The 11,964-nt window shown below is 70.0% G+C and carries 13 protein-coding genes; 3 read left to right on the forward strand and 10 right to left on the reverse strand.

The features are described from left to right. Positions 1–56: 56 nt before the first annotated feature. The 3 genes from JOF44_RS06530 to JOF44_RS06540 are packed head-to-tail and all read right to left on the reverse strand — an operon-like array spanning position 57 to position 3,192. Complete coding sequence (locus tag JOF44_RS06530; protein WP_209888811.1) at positions 57–1,565, reverse strand: tripartite tricarboxylate transporter permease; 1,509 nt, start codon at positions 1,563–1,565, stop codon at positions 57–59. Then, the gene (locus tag JOF44_RS06535) at positions 1,565–2,179 is read right to left on the reverse strand and encodes a tripartite tricarboxylate transporter TctB family protein (RefSeq protein ID WP_209888813.1); all 615 of its coding nucleotides are present in this window, start codon (positions 2,177–2,179) and stop codon (positions 1,565–1,567) included. Before JOF44_RS06535 ends, JOF44_RS06530 begins: the two co-directional genes overlap by 1 nt. Next, complete coding sequence (locus tag JOF44_RS06540) at positions 2,176–3,192, reverse strand: tripartite tricarboxylate transporter substrate binding protein (protein WP_209888816.1); 1,017 nt, start codon at positions 3,190–3,192, stop codon at positions 2,176–2,178. The genes JOF44_RS06535 and JOF44_RS06540 overlap by 4 nt, the downstream gene beginning before the upstream one ends. Positions 3,193–3,388: 196 nt before the next feature. On the opposite strand from JOF44_RS06540, the gene JOF44_RS06545 reads away from it, so the two are divergent. Next, on the forward strand, positions 3,389–3,733 hold the full coding sequence (locus JOF44_RS06545) for a universal stress protein (protein WP_209888819.1): 345 nt from the start codon (positions 3,389–3,391) through the stop codon (positions 3,731–3,733). A 23-nt stretch (positions 3,734–3,756) separates the two neighbouring features. Here the strand turns inward: JOF44_RS06545 and JOF44_RS06550 are convergent, their stop codons facing one another. The 3 genes from JOF44_RS06550 to JOF44_RS06560 form a co-directional block, all read right to left on the reverse strand. Next, the gene (locus JOF44_RS06550) at positions 3,757–5,322 is read right to left on the reverse strand and encodes a GMC family oxidoreductase (RefSeq protein ID WP_209888822.1); all 1,566 of its coding nucleotides are present in this window, start codon (positions 5,320–5,322) and stop codon (positions 3,757–3,759) included. Further along, positions 5,319–5,909: a hypothetical protein gene (locus tag JOF44_RS06555; RefSeq protein ID WP_209888824.1), complete on the reverse strand. Its 591-nt coding sequence runs from the start codon at positions 5,907–5,909 to the stop codon at positions 5,319–5,321. The genes JOF44_RS06550 and JOF44_RS06555 overlap by 4 nt, the downstream gene beginning before the upstream one ends. A gap of 106 nt (positions 5,910–6,015) precedes the next feature. Beyond that, on the reverse strand, positions 6,016–6,807 hold the full coding sequence (locus tag JOF44_RS06560; RefSeq protein ID WP_209888827.1) for an IclR family transcriptional regulator: 792 nt from the start codon (positions 6,805–6,807) through the stop codon (positions 6,016–6,018). 155 nt (positions 6,808–6,962) lie between these two features. Here JOF44_RS06560 and JOF44_RS06565 point away from each other — a divergent pair, with 155 nt between their 5' ends. Then, positions 6,963–7,283 (forward strand): putative quinol monooxygenase, encoded by a 321-nt coding sequence (locus JOF44_RS06565; RefSeq protein WP_209888830.1) that lies wholly within the window; start codon positions 6,963–6,965, stop codon positions 7,281–7,283. Between the two features lie 19 nt (positions 7,284–7,302). Here the strand turns inward: JOF44_RS06565 and JOF44_RS06570 are convergent, their stop codons facing one another. The 3 genes from JOF44_RS06570 to JOF44_RS06580 all read right to left on the reverse strand — a co-directional run bounded on the left by JOF44_RS06570 (position 7,303) and on the right by JOF44_RS06580 (position 9,781). After that, positions 7,303–7,941 carry an HhH-GDP family DNA glycosylase gene (locus JOF44_RS06570; protein ID WP_245348879.1) on the reverse strand — a complete coding sequence of 213 codons (639 nt, stop codon included), beginning with the start codon at positions 7,939–7,941 and terminating at the stop codon, positions 7,303–7,305. Positions 7,942–7,944: 3 nt separating this feature from the next. Continuing rightward, the gene (locus JOF44_RS06575; protein ID WP_209888833.1) at positions 7,945–8,571 is read right to left on the reverse strand and encodes a dihydrofolate reductase family protein; all 627 of its coding nucleotides are present in this window, start codon (positions 8,569–8,571) and stop codon (positions 7,945–7,947) included. Between the two features lie 157 nt (positions 8,572–8,728). Further along, positions 8,729–9,781, reverse strand: a complete 1,053-nt coding sequence (locus tag JOF44_RS06580; protein ID WP_342591689.1) for a tellurite resistance/C4-dicarboxylate transporter family protein — start codon at positions 9,779–9,781, stop codon at positions 8,729–8,731. Between the two features lie 216 nt (positions 9,782–9,997). Between JOF44_RS06580 and JOF44_RS06585 the strand changes: the two genes are divergently transcribed. Further along, positions 9,998–11,482: an MDR family MFS transporter gene (locus tag JOF44_RS06585; RefSeq protein ID WP_209888839.1), complete on the forward strand. Its 1,485-nt coding sequence runs from the start codon at positions 9,998–10,000 to the stop codon at positions 11,480–11,482. 67 nt (positions 11,483–11,549) lie between these two features. Here the strand turns inward: JOF44_RS06585 and JOF44_RS06590 are convergent, their stop codons facing one another. Beyond that, entirely contained in the window at positions 11,550–11,906 is a 357-nt protein-coding gene (locus JOF44_RS06590; protein ID WP_209888842.1) for a hypothetical protein, read from the reverse strand. Between the last annotated feature and the right edge of the window lie 58 nt (positions 11,907–11,964).

The following is an 11,964-nucleotide window of genomic DNA, read 5'->3' on the forward strand; positions in this document are numbered from 1 at the left end:
GGGGTCTGTCGTCGTCGGCTCCGGCCGACGGGGCCGTCCCCCTCGCAGGGATCCGCTCAGAGATCCCGTCGTGTGCGCTTGCGGACGGCGTTGCGCACCGACAGCGCGATGACCACCAGCAGCAGTCCGTAGATCACCAGGGTGATCGGGCTGGAGACGAGCACCCGCGGATCCCCGACGGAGGAGAGAAGGGCGTCGCGCAGCGAGGACTCCGCCAGCGGCCCCAGCACCATGCCGATCATCAAAGGCGCGACCGGGTAGTCGTAACGGCGCATCAGGAATCCGATCACGGCGATCACCAGGAGCAGCACGAGATCGAAGACGGCCGCGGAGGTCGCCCAGATCCCCAGGCCGCAGAACAGCGTGATCCCGGCGTACAGGTACGGCTTCGGGATCAGCAGCAGCTTCGCCCACAGCTGGGCGAACGGCAGGTTGATCACCAGCAGCACGATCATGGCCAGGAAGAAGCTCGCCAGCAGCGGCCACACCAGGTCGGCGCTGTTCTCGAACAGCAGCGGGCCGGGCTGCAGACCGTACTGCTGGAAGGCCGCGAGCATGATCGCGGCGGTCGCCGAGACCGGCAGACCGAGTGCCAGCAGCGCCCCCATCGCCATGCCCGTGGTGGCATTGCCGGCGGCCTCCGGCGCCGCGAGGCCGCGGATGGCGCCCTTGCCGAACGTCGGGACGCGCCGGCGCCGGTCCAGCCGCCGCTCGGCCTCGTAGGCGAGGAAGGTGGGGACCTCGGCGCCCCCGGCGGGGATCACACCGAAGGGGAGGCCGATCAGGGTGCCGCGCCCCCAGGCCGGGGCGGCCTCGGCGAACTCCTTCCGACTCAGGAACGGGCGTCCCTTCCCCCGGCGGACCCGGAGGTCCTCCCGGTCCCGGCGCACGCGGGAGGCCACGAACAGCACCTCGCCGAGGGCGAGGACCGCGACGGTCACGGTCACCAGCGAGATGCCGTCGAACAGCTGCGGAGAGCCGAGGGTGAAGCGGGTCAGTCCGGAGATGCCGTCGGTGCCGATCAGCGTGATGCCGATGCCCACCACCAGGGCGGCCAGGCCCTTCAGCACGTTGTCGGCCACCACCGAGGAGGTGGCGACGAAGGCGAACAGGGCGAGCGCGAAGAACTCGGCGGGCCCGAAGCTGGAGGACAGCTTCACCAGCGTGGGCGAGACGAAGACGACCAGGACCGTGGCGACCATGCCGCCGACGAACGCGCCGATCGCGGCGGTGGCCAGGGCCTGGGGTGCCCGGCCGGCGTTGGCCATCTTGTGGCCCTCGAAGGTGGAGGCGATGGCCGAGGCCTGGCCGGGCGTGTTCAGCAGGATCGCCATGGTCGAATCGCCGAACAGGCCGCCGAAGTACACCCCGGCGAACAGGATGAATGCGCCGGTCGGATCGAGTGCGAAGGTCATCGGCAGCAGCAGTGCCACCGCCATCGAGGAGCCGAGCCCGGGCAGCACGCCGACGGCGGTGCCCAGGAGGCAGCCGACGACGACCCAGAGCAGGTTCATCGGGGTGAGGGCTCCGGCGAAGCCCTGCATGAGCAGGTCGAGCTGGTCCATCAGAATCCCCCTCCCAGGATGCCGGAGGGCAGGATCAGTCCCAGCCCGGTGCCGAAGATCAGATACACGACCGAGCTGAGGAACAGCGCGACCAGGATGTCGAAGAGCGGACGACGGGACCCGAACCCATGCGCGGCGCACCAGAACAGCAGGGCGCCGGCGAGGATCCATCCGAGCCAGGGCAGCAGCAGCGCGAAGGCGAGGAAGCCGCCGACGACCCAGCTCAGGGCCACGAAGTCGGAGTGGGTGCGGTAGTTCTGACCCGCGGTCTCGGCGACCGGCTCCGGCGTGCGCAGCACGCCGAGGGCGAGCAGCGCGGCCAGGACGAGCCCGACCGCCCCGAGGATCATCGGGACGAAGCGCGGGCCGGGGAACTCGGTGTCACCGGCGTCGAGGAGCCCCGCCCCGATCACCAGGAACAGGCTGAAGGCCGCCAGCAGACCTGGCATCAGCAGGGCGGAACGGCCGTGCCAGAAGCCGTGAGCCTTCTCGTCCGCAGCCGGGGCCGCGGGCCCGTGCCCGTCGGGGTCGGGGGCCGCGTGCTCGTCCACGGTCGCGCCGCGGGGAGTCTGTTCGTCGGGGGCGTGGCCGCCGGTGGTGTCGGCGCCGGTCATCCGCGGATCTCCTCGAACAGGGCGCCGATCCGCTCGGTCTCGTCGGCGACGTACCGGATGAGCTCATCGCTGCCCAGCGGGACTTCCTTCCAGTAGTACCGCTTCACGGCGTCCTTCCATTCGGGGGTCTCGATCGCCTCGGCGATGAGCTGCTCGAGCTCGGCGACCTCCTCGTCGGTCACCACCGGTGGGGCGAACAGCGCCCGCCAGTTGGTCAGCGTCACGTCGTAGCCGAGCTCGGTGAGGGTGGGCATATCGATGCCCTCCAGCCGATCGGGGGCGACGATGCCGAGGCCGCGCAGCCGCCCGGCCTCGATCTGCGGGTACATGTCCGCGAAGCCGCCGGCAGTGGCCTGGGCCGTGCCGTTGAGCAGCGCCTGGATCGCCTCGCCGCCGCCGTCGGAGGGGATGTACGTGGTCTCGCTCGGGCTGATGCCGACGTTCAGGGCCAGGTCGGTCATCACCAGCTGGTCGAAGGAGCCGCCGCCGGTCCAGGCGAGTGCCGCGGGATCCTCCTGCCAGGCGGTGACGAGGGAGTCGAGGTCCTGGTGCGGAGAGTCCACGGGCACGGTGACCAGGGCGTACTCCTCGACCACGCGGGCGATCGGGGTGACATCCGTGATCACCGAAGCGGTGTCGAACTGGATCTGCGCGGCGATCTGCCCGGTCCCCCCGACCATCAGGGTGTTCGGCTGGTTCTGCTGGCTGACGCTGCCGATGGCGATGGTGCCGCCGGCGCCGGGGACGTTCAGCACCTGCACGTTGCCGACCAGCCCGTTGGTGCGCATCGCCTGCTGCATCTCGCGCTGGAAGGCGTCCCAGCCACCCCCGGCGGCCGCCGGGGCGACGAGGGTCAGGTTCGCCCGCACGTTGGATCCGCCGGCCGCTGTGCGGATCGACTGATAGGCGGCGGCCCCGATGACGGGGACGGCGAGGACGCCGAAGCCGATGCTCAGCGCGCGGCGTCGGGTCGGCTGCGCCGGAGGCGGCGCGGTCTCTTCCGGGGGTGCCATGGGCACGACTCCTTCGTCGGGGGCGCAGCTCGGGGCAGGTCGGCGCGCCGATGCGTGTGACCCGTCCATGGAAACATGCTGCTGCAGATGCCTGCGCACGCTGTCCGCGCATCGGTGATGGATGCTTGCGACCGCCGTCCGCGCATCGGTTAGGGTTCCGGCACACGACGTCGTCACAGCTCGCGAAGGAGCGCCCATGTCTGTTCTCGTCGCCGGCACCGACACCCCGGCAGGTCAGGCCGCCTACCAGTACGGGATCGAGGAGGCCCGCCGACGCGGCGAGGACCTGGTCGTGTTCCTGATGGAGGGCGAGCACTCCCCCTCCCCGGATCTCGGAGAGGTCAGCGAGAGCATCGAGCACCCCGACGACCGCACCCACTCCCCCTCCGGCGACCTCATCGACCGGGCCGAGCGCGACGACATCTCGGCGGTGGTCATCGGTGTGCGTCATCGCACAGCGGTCGCGAAGCTGTTCCTCGGCTCCTCCGCCCAGCAGATCATCCTCGAGGCCAACAAGCCCGTCATCTGCATCAAGTCCTGACGGTCAGGAGCTCGCGGCGCCTCTCAGATCCTGCCGGCCCGGAGCTCCTCGGCGAGATGCTCCGCCTGGCGGATCGCGAGCGCCACGATCGTCAGCGTCGGGTTCGCCGCGGCACCGGTGGTGAACTGCGAGCCGTCGGAGACGAACAGGTTCGGCACATCGTGCGCCCGGCCCCACTTGTCGACCACGCCGTCCTCGGGCCGCTCGCTCATGCGGCAGGTGCCGAGGTTGTGCGTGGACGGGTACGGGGTGGTGCGATGGCTGCTGACCGCACCGACCGCCCCGTACAGCCGCTCGGCCGCCGAATAGGCGTGCTCGCGCATGGCGAGATCGTTGGCGTGGTCGTCGACGTGGACGTTGGCGACCGGCAGTCCGTGCTGGTCGGTGACCGTGGAGTTCAAGGTGATCGCGTTGGACTCCTGCGGCATGTCCTCCCCCACCAGCCAGCAGCCGGCGGTGTTCTCGTAGGCATCCAGGAGCGCCGTGAAGCTCGGGCCCCAGGCCCCGGGCTCGACGAAGCTGGCCAGGAAGGCCGGCCCCAGCGAGATGGTCTGGATGTAGTAGCCGCCGGCGAAGCCGCGAGCGGGGTTGTGCACCGACTCGTCGGAGATGTTCCCGGCCATCGTCTCGCCGCGGTACATCGTCACCGGTTCGTCGAACTGCGCGTACACGCTGCCGGTCATGTGGCGCATGTAGTTGCGCCCCACCTGCCCGGAGGAGTTCGCCAGGCCATCGGGGAACAACGAGGACGAGCTCAGGTGCAGCAGGCGCGGCGTCTCGATCGAGTTGCCGGCCACGCACACGACCTTCGCGGCCTGCCGGTGCAGGTCCCCGTCCCGGTCCAGGTAGATCACCGCATCGACCCGGCCCGAGCGGTCGTGCAGGATCTGGGCGACGTGGGACTCCGGGCGCAGGTCCAGAAGCCCTGTCCCCAGCGCCCGCGGGATCTCCCGCACCCTCGTCGACCATTTCGACCGGTTCTTGTCCCCCTGGAAGTTGAAGCCGTCCTGGATCGAGGCGGGCCGGCCGTCGTACGGCTCGGCGTTGGTGCCGTAGGGACCCGTGGCGTAGTAGCGGTAGCCGAGCTTCTCGGCCCCGGCGGCGAGGACCTTGTAATTGTTGTTCGCCGGCAGCGGCGGCCGGCCGCCGCGATGCGTCGAACCGATCGCGTCCTCGGCCCGGGTGTAATACGGCTCGAGGTCCTCGAGACCGATGGGCCAGTCCAGCAGGTTCGCACCGTCCACGCGGCCGTAGGTGCTGCGGGTGGCGAACTCATGGGCCTTCAGGCGCGGGGTCGCGCCGGACCAGTGCGTGGTGGTGCCGCCGACGGCCTTGACGATCCAGGTCGGCAGGTTCGGGAAGTCCCGGGCGATCCGCCAGCTGCCGGAGGTGGTGCGGGCGTCCGTCCAGGCCATCTGGTTGAAGGCCTCCCACTCGAGGTTCATGTAGTCCTCGCTGTGCAGGTACGGGCCCGCTTCGAGGACGACGCACTCGATGCCCTGACGGGTGAGCTCGTAGGCGAGGGTGCCTCCGCCCGCGCCGGATCCGATGATGACGACGGCTTCGGTGTCGTGGTCGATGGTCTTCATGCTCCGTCCTTCCTCCGGTTCCCGACGCGCCCTGCTCTGGCCCTGCTCTGCCCGGCGGGCACTGCGGCACCGCGGGTGCTGGACGTGCTGGCCGCCGCCGGCAGGTCCGAGACGACCTCCTGGAGCGGTTCGCCGTCGTACTCCTCGATCCGGGGATCGGGCAGCCAGTCCAGGTCGTCGAAGCCACGATCGATGTAGCCGCCCTTGTCGAAGGACGGTCCCTCGTAGCCGAGCGCGTCCCACACCTCTTCGTCCTCGTAGAGGGTGACGACCACCGTCTGCCGGACGAAGCCGAAGAAGGTGGTGTGCTGGATGCGCAGCAGGATCGGCAGGGCCTCCTGGGCGCTGAGCTGTTCGAACCGGCCGTCGGCCAAGGCCTGCAGGGAATCCAGTCCCTGCGCGAGCTTGAGCCGCATCCACGTGCTCTCCTCGGCCTGTCTCTGCACGACGGCGGCGGTCCGCGCGTAGGCGGAATCCGGGACCGTCTCATGGGGGAACGCGGCCTTGATCAGGGCGATCAGCGTGCTCTCGGCCTCCGCTGTGCCCTCGACGTCGTTGACGGCCTCGCTGCTGTGCGCTGCATTCATGACCTCTCCTTCCCTGGCCTCCTCGCCAGTGATGTGGAGCACAATCTAGGAGGCGCGCAGAGCGCGGGCAATCCGCGTTATCGCGGGGTGAGAACGATCCGGGGGCTCAGGAGTGATGCGCCCCGAGACGGTAGGCGCGGCCGGCCCTCGAGGCACAGGCCCGCACCCGGTCCTCGACGTGCCGCGTCCTGCCCGCATAGGCGGTGACCGGCGCCGAGACGGCGACCGTGCCGATGAGCATCCCGTCGTCGGCCTTGATCGACGCGGCGAGGCAGTCGGTGCCGCGCTGGAACTCCTCGTGCTCCCAGGCAATGCCCCGATCCGCGATCTCGTCGAGGTGACGGCGCAGCTCCTCCGGGTCGGTGAGCGTGTTCGCGGTATGGGCGCGCAGTTCGCCGCGGTCGAGATAGGCATCGCGGTCCTCGGGCGTCAGGGCGCTGAGGCCGACCTTGCCGAAGGCGGTCGCATGCGGACTCTCGTGGAATCCGAAGCCCATCGGGGACAGCCGCGGGCTCTGCGGGGAGTCGGAGACATGGACGACGACGAAGTCGGTGCCGCGGTGGATGGCGAGGTAGGCGGCCATCCCGAGGTCCCGGAACATCGCGTGGACCTCCTCGCGGACGGAGCGCGGAATGCCGAGGTCGTCGTGGAGGCCGACGGCGAGGCGGTGCAGCTGGTAGCCGAGGGCGAAGCGCTGCTCATCGCGCAGATGGACCAGGTATCCGGCGCGGATCAGTTCCTGGGCGGTGCGGTAAACGGTGGGCAGCGGGATCGCGGTGGCCTCGGCGATGGTGCGCGCGGTGCTGCTGCCTCCGGCGGCCACGGCCTCGAGCACGGCGAGCGCGCGGGCGATCTGACCCGTCGGGGCCTCCTCGTCCCGATCCGGCATCGTGTTCATCCAACCCCCTCGTGCTCTGCTCCCATTGTGCCGCAGGATCCGTTGTGTGCCGCAGGATCCGTTCTTGCCCTGCGAGAATCGGGCTGTCGCCTGCGCCGGTCGTGGGGCAGGCTGTTCCCGTCGCTCGATCAGACCCGATCAGAAAGGACCCGACGATGATCCTCATCAACGTGAAGTTCCCCGTGAAGTCCGAGTTCGCCGAGCAGTGGCCGGAGATCGCCCGCGAGTTCACCGAGACCACGCTCGCCGAGCCCGGCAACCTGTGGTTCGAGTGGTCGCGCAGCGTGAAGGAGCCCAGCACCTACGTGCTGATCGAGGCGTTCACCGACGAGGGCGCCGGCCCGCACGTGAACTCCCCGCACTTCGCACGGATGCAGGAGGAGTTCCCGCAGTACCTCACCGCGACACCGCAGATCGTCTCCCACCAGGTCGAGGGCGACGGCTGGGGGCCGATGGGCGAGCTGCAGGTGGACTGACGGATCGCCCCCTGCCGGGTCACGACAGGTCCGCGGGGTCGATCTTCCCGAGCTCGGCGCGGACCAGCGCCGCGGCCAGTCGGGCGCGGTCTTCCGGATCGACGAGCGCATCGAGCTCGTCGGGGTCCTGGGGCAGGCCGAGCCGGCGGGCGCCGTCGAGCGCCTTGCGGTCGTAGGAGGGGGCGAGGTCGGGCCAGACCCCTTGCACCTCGCGCGCGAAGATCGACGCGCCGGTGGGACCGATGCCCGGGAAGTCCTGGAGCAGCTTCCGCACGTCCCCAGGCCCGTCCGCGGAGTCCCGGAGTGCGCGCAGATCCCCGCGGTAGGTGTCCAGCAGCAGACGGGCACCGTCGCCGAGGCGAGAGGCGGTGGACTCATCGTAGCGGCGGTAGTGTCCTCGCCCCAGGGCGTCGACCCGTTGCTGCCAGGTGGCCTCGTCCATCTTCTGCGGGGTGCGGAACCCGGCGGCGGACAGCTCCCGGGCGGCCGCCACGGCGATGTCGGCGTCGATGCGCGTGGACAGCAGGGTGGCCAGCACCAGCAGGCGGTACAGGGGTGAGGGCTTGTCCCGGAGGGTGATGCCCGCCTGTGCGGCATAGGTGGTGCCATGCGCCTCCAGCACAGCGGTGGCGAGCTGTCGGTGCGATCGGTTCATCATCGCTCAGCGCTCCCAGTCGGTGCCGGGAGGGTGGGGCAGGTACGTCGGCACGTACTCGAGCAGCTGCAGCCCGCCGGCGAAGGTGCGGGCCTCGGTCAGCTCGAGACCGTAGTCGGCGAACTGGTCCCAGATGCGTTCCAGGCCGGTGCGGCCGGTGAGCACCGGGAACAGGACGATGCGGAAGCGGTCGACGAGCCCTGCCCGCATCAGCGAGCTGCTCAGCCGGATGCTGCCGGTCGTGGTCAGCGGACGAGTCGAGGTCTGCTTCAGCTCGCGCACGGCCTCGACCGCGTCGGTGCTGACGAGGGTCGTGTTCGGCCAGGACAGGGGGGCATCGAGCGTGGAGGAGAACGCCACCTTCGGCATCTCGGCCATCTGGGCGAAGCTCTCCTTCTCCTCCTCCGCGACGTCGATTCCTGCGGCCTGCTCGGCCATCTGCGACATGAGCCGATAGGTCGTCGCCCCCATCAGCGTGAGGTGTTCGGGTTCCTGGCTCAGCCACTCGAGGTATTCGCTGCTCTGCAGTCCCCACCAGCCGGGCCACCCCTCGCCCGCGGCGCAGCCGTCGAGGGAGAGGATGAAGTCGACCAGCAGCGGCTGGGTGGCGGAGGTGGGCGGCGCGGTGCTCATGGGACGTCCTCGTCGTCGAGATGACTGCCTGTCCGTGCCCGGACCACGCTACGGGGCGCACCAGGTTCCGGCTACCCCGGCCATGGCCCGGGACCACGGGTCGGCGCCGCTGCGGATCCGTCCGGTCGGTGCGCGACGCAGGGCCGTCGCCCGACGGTCAGGCCGTGCCGCGGGCCAGACGCGCCAGGGTCACCGCGAGCCCGGCGGCGACGAGGGCCCACGCCAGCAGGGCCACCCCCAGGAACACCACGCCGACGACCTCGACCATGGGCAGGTGCTCGACCCGACCCAGCCGCATCGAGGCGACGGCGAACATCCCCAGCGGGAAGACCATCGACCACAGGGACGGGGTGTATCGCAGCGGGACGCGGTGGAGCACGTGGCGCCAGAGACCGGCGCCCGCCAGGAGCGGCATGAGCCAGGCCGCGAAGCACCAGAACACCACGACCGTCCCGCCGATGAGCCCGCGGGCCGCGTCGACCATCGGCACCGGGGTCATGTCCACGATGCCGGCCCCGGCGACGACCGAGATCGCCAGTGCCCCCATCGACACCCAGTACGTCGGCTCGAACTGCTCCGGGGTGATCCCGTGGTGGACGACCCGCAGGATCACCAGCACGGCGATCCCCAAGTAGAGGATGATCCCCACCGACCACGCCATCACCGTGAGCACGCCGAGCACGTCGGCCAGTCGGGGCGTCGCCGGATGCAGCCCGGACAGGCCGACGGCGAGGGACTGCGAGGCCACCGACCAGATGAACCAGGACCCGTTGGTGCGGGCCAGGATCGGCTCGCCGTCGCGGGTCATCAGCACCTGCCACGGCAGCACGTATCCCAGCACCAGCCAGATCGCCGCGGCCAGGGCCAGCAATCCGGTCGCGACCGTGCCCCACCCGTGCTGGTGCAGGCCCACGGCCACCACATCGGTGCCGGCGACGATCGTGAAGAAGGCGAAGGCCGTCTCCGGGTTGCGCGCGTCGGCCCGCAGGCGGTCGCCGTGGCGGAACCAGCGCGCCACGAAGAGGACCACCAGCACCCCGTAGGCGACGGCCGCGATCCCCAGCGGGATCAGCGCGAGGCGCGAGGCTCCCGCCTCGTGCACAGCGATGGAGAGGATCCCTGTGCCCATCACCAGCGCGAAGTAGCCCGGGGACAGCTCTGCGAGGGCCTGGTCCGCTCGAGCGGCGAGGATGGAGGGAGGACTGGTCACGCCTCCATTGTCACCTGAGATTCCCCTGAACGGGATCACGGGCGCGAGACCGCCCGGGCCCACCGCGGGATTCCGGCCCGTGAGACCTCGAACATTTAGTTGCACCCACTGCAATTTCAGGCCTACTGTCGTGCACGGACGATCGCCGGTGGCGCTGCAGCATGCCCACGGCCAGGAGCGTCCGCAATCCATGACGCAGGAGAGGGGCCAGGTCGCGTGACGAGCAAGACCACAGGAACGCCGCACGGAGCGACCGACGGTGAAGGACCCGACAGCGGGTCCCCGCACGTCGTCGGTCGCAACGTGGTGCTGGCGACACTGGTCTCCGGGGCCTTCATCGTCATCCTGAACCAGACGCTGCTGAACACGGCGCTGCCGGCCTTCATGCGCGAGTTCGGCATCACGGCGGTCTCAGCGCAGTGGGTGACCACGACGTTCATGCTGGTCAACGGGATCATGATCCCGGTGACGGCCTTCCTCATCCAGAAGTTCACCACACGGACGCTGTTCTTCACCGCGATGACACTGTTCACCGTCGGCACGGTGATCTGCGCCGTCGCGCCCGCGTATTCCGTGCTGCTGCTGGGCCGGGTGATCCAGGCGGCCGGCGGCGGCATCATCATGCCGCTGATGCAGAACATCCTGTTCGCCGTGTTCCCGATCGACAAGCGCGGCACCGCGATGGGTACCTTCGGTCTGGTCATCGCCTTCGCGCCGGCGATCGGCCCCAGCCTCTCCGGGTGGATCGTGGACCACCTTCCCTGGCAGACCCTCTTCATCATGATGCTGCCGATCGCGATCATCGACATGATCGTCGCCTACTTCATCCTCAAGAACGTCACCGAGCGCACCTTCCCGCGCCTGGACGTGCTCTCGATCATCCTGTCCACCCTCGCCTTCGGCGGCCTCCTGTTCGGCCTCGGAAATGCCGGCAATTCCAGCTGGACGAGCCCGCAGGCCCTGGTTCCGCTGGTGATCGGCGCGCTCACCCTGGTCTGGTTCGTCCGCCGCCAGCTGCGACTTCCCGAACCCATCCTCGAGTTCCGCGTGCTGCGCTACCGCATGTTCACCCTCGGCACCCTGCTCGGCATGCTCGTGTTCATGGCGATGATCGGGGGGATGCTCCTGATCCCGCTGTACATGCAGAACATGGTCGGCTACACCGCGATGGAGTCGGGACTGGTGCTGCTGCCGGGCGCGGTCGTGATGGGGCTGATGTCTCCCGTGACCGGGCGGATCTTCGACCGCTTCGGGGCCTCGGTGCTCGCCGTCGTCGGCTTCACCCTGGTCACCGTGACGACCTTCCTGTTCGCGGTGCTGACCACCGAGACCTCGCTGGCCTACATCGCCGTGGTCAACGCGGTGCGGATGTTCGGCACCGCCATGGTGATCATGCCGGTGACCACGGCGGCGCTGAACCAGCTTCCCCCGCATCTGATCCCCCACGGCACGGCGCTGAACAACACAATGCGCCAGATCGCGGCCTCGGTGGGCACCGCCGTGCTGGTGACGGTCATGGCGGAGTCCGCGCTGGATCCGGAGAAGTACGGCGTCTCCGGGGCGATCCACGGGGTCAACGTCGCGTTCATCGTGGCGGGCGTGATCGCCGCCCTCGGCGTCGTCGGAGCATTCTTCCTGCGTGGCACCAAGCCTCGCCAGGTCTCGGCCGATCCCTCGCCGCAGGACGCTCCCACCTCCTGACCCGTCGGCCGCGCGAAACCCGTCGGCCTCGCGAACGCACCCGGGGCCCGGGTGCGTTCGCGAGGCGTCAGCTCCGGGGCCCGGGTGGTGCCGGGTCGGCGTCCCAGTTCCCCCGCAGCGCGGCCTCGCTGCCGGCCATCCACACCGCGAACATCGCGGCCCCGAGATCGAAGGCCACCAGGCGGGAATCCCAGCGCCCTTCGCCGGGCACGTCGCGGGCGCTGTGCACGCCGCGGGCGACGAGGGCGAGGCCGCCGACGAGGTTGGCGGCTCCCCAGACGGCGTTGATCCGGTGCGAGGAGCGCGGACCGCCGATCGGCGTGAGGTGGCGCCGTCCCGCCACCGCGGTGGCCAGGTGCGGGATGCTGTTGGCGCACAGCACGCCCGCCACGAAAGCTCCGGTGCGTGCTCGAGCTGCTGTCATCGTCATCCTCCGGGAGATCACCGTGGGCCCGGCTGCTCCGCACCCCTCGACCCCAGTG

Source organism: Brachybacterium fresconis, assembly GCF_017876515.1.
GTDB lineage: Bacteria > Actinomycetota > Actinomycetes > Actinomycetales > Dermabacteraceae > Brachybacterium > Brachybacterium fresconis.

What these genes read in the sequence shown, in the direction of transcription:
- JOF44_RS06565 (WP_209888830.1), top strand. Translation starts at nt 6,963, where the DNA reads ATGATCCTCATCAACGTGAAGTTCCCCGTGAAGTCCGAGTTCGCCGAG.
- JOF44_RS06555 (WP_209888824.1), bottom strand. Translation starts at nt 5,909, where the DNA reads ATGAATGCAGCGCACAGCAGCGAGGCCGTCAACGACGTCGAGGGCACA.
- JOF44_RS06575 (WP_209888833.1), bottom strand. Translation starts at nt 8,571, where the DNA reads ATGAGCACCGCGCCGCCCACCTCCGCCACCCAGCCGCTGCTGGTCGAC.
- JOF44_RS06590 (WP_209888842.1), bottom strand. Translation starts at nt 11,906, where the DNA reads ATGACAGCAGCTCGAGCACGCACCGGAGCTTTCGTGGCGGGCGTGCTG.
- JOF44_RS06545 (WP_209888819.1), top strand. Translation starts at nt 3,389, where the DNA reads ATGTCTGTTCTCGTCGCCGGCACCGACACCCCGGCAGGTCAGGCCGCC.
- JOF44_RS06560 (WP_209888827.1), bottom strand. Translation starts at nt 6,807, where the DNA reads ATGAACACGATGCCGGATCGGGACGAGGAGGCCCCGACGGGTCAGATC.
- JOF44_RS06570 (WP_245348879.1), bottom strand. Translation starts at nt 7,941, where the DNA reads ATGATGAACCGATCGCACCGACAGCTCGCCACCGCTGTGCTGGAGGCG.
- JOF44_RS06535 (WP_209888813.1), bottom strand. Translation starts at nt 2,179, where the DNA reads ATGACCGGCGCCGACACCACCGGCGGCCACGCCCCCGACGAACAGACT.
- JOF44_RS06540 (WP_209888816.1), bottom strand. Translation starts at nt 3,192, where the DNA reads ATGGCACCCCCGGAAGAGACCGCGCCGCCTCCGGCGCAGCCGACCCGA.
- JOF44_RS06530 (WP_209888811.1), bottom strand. Translation starts at nt 1,565, where the DNA reads ATGGACCAGCTCGACCTGCTCATGCAGGGCTTCGCCGGAGCCCTCACC.
- JOF44_RS06550 (WP_209888822.1), bottom strand. Translation starts at nt 5,322, where the DNA reads ATGAAGACCATCGACCACGACACCGAAGCCGTCGTCATCATCGGATCC.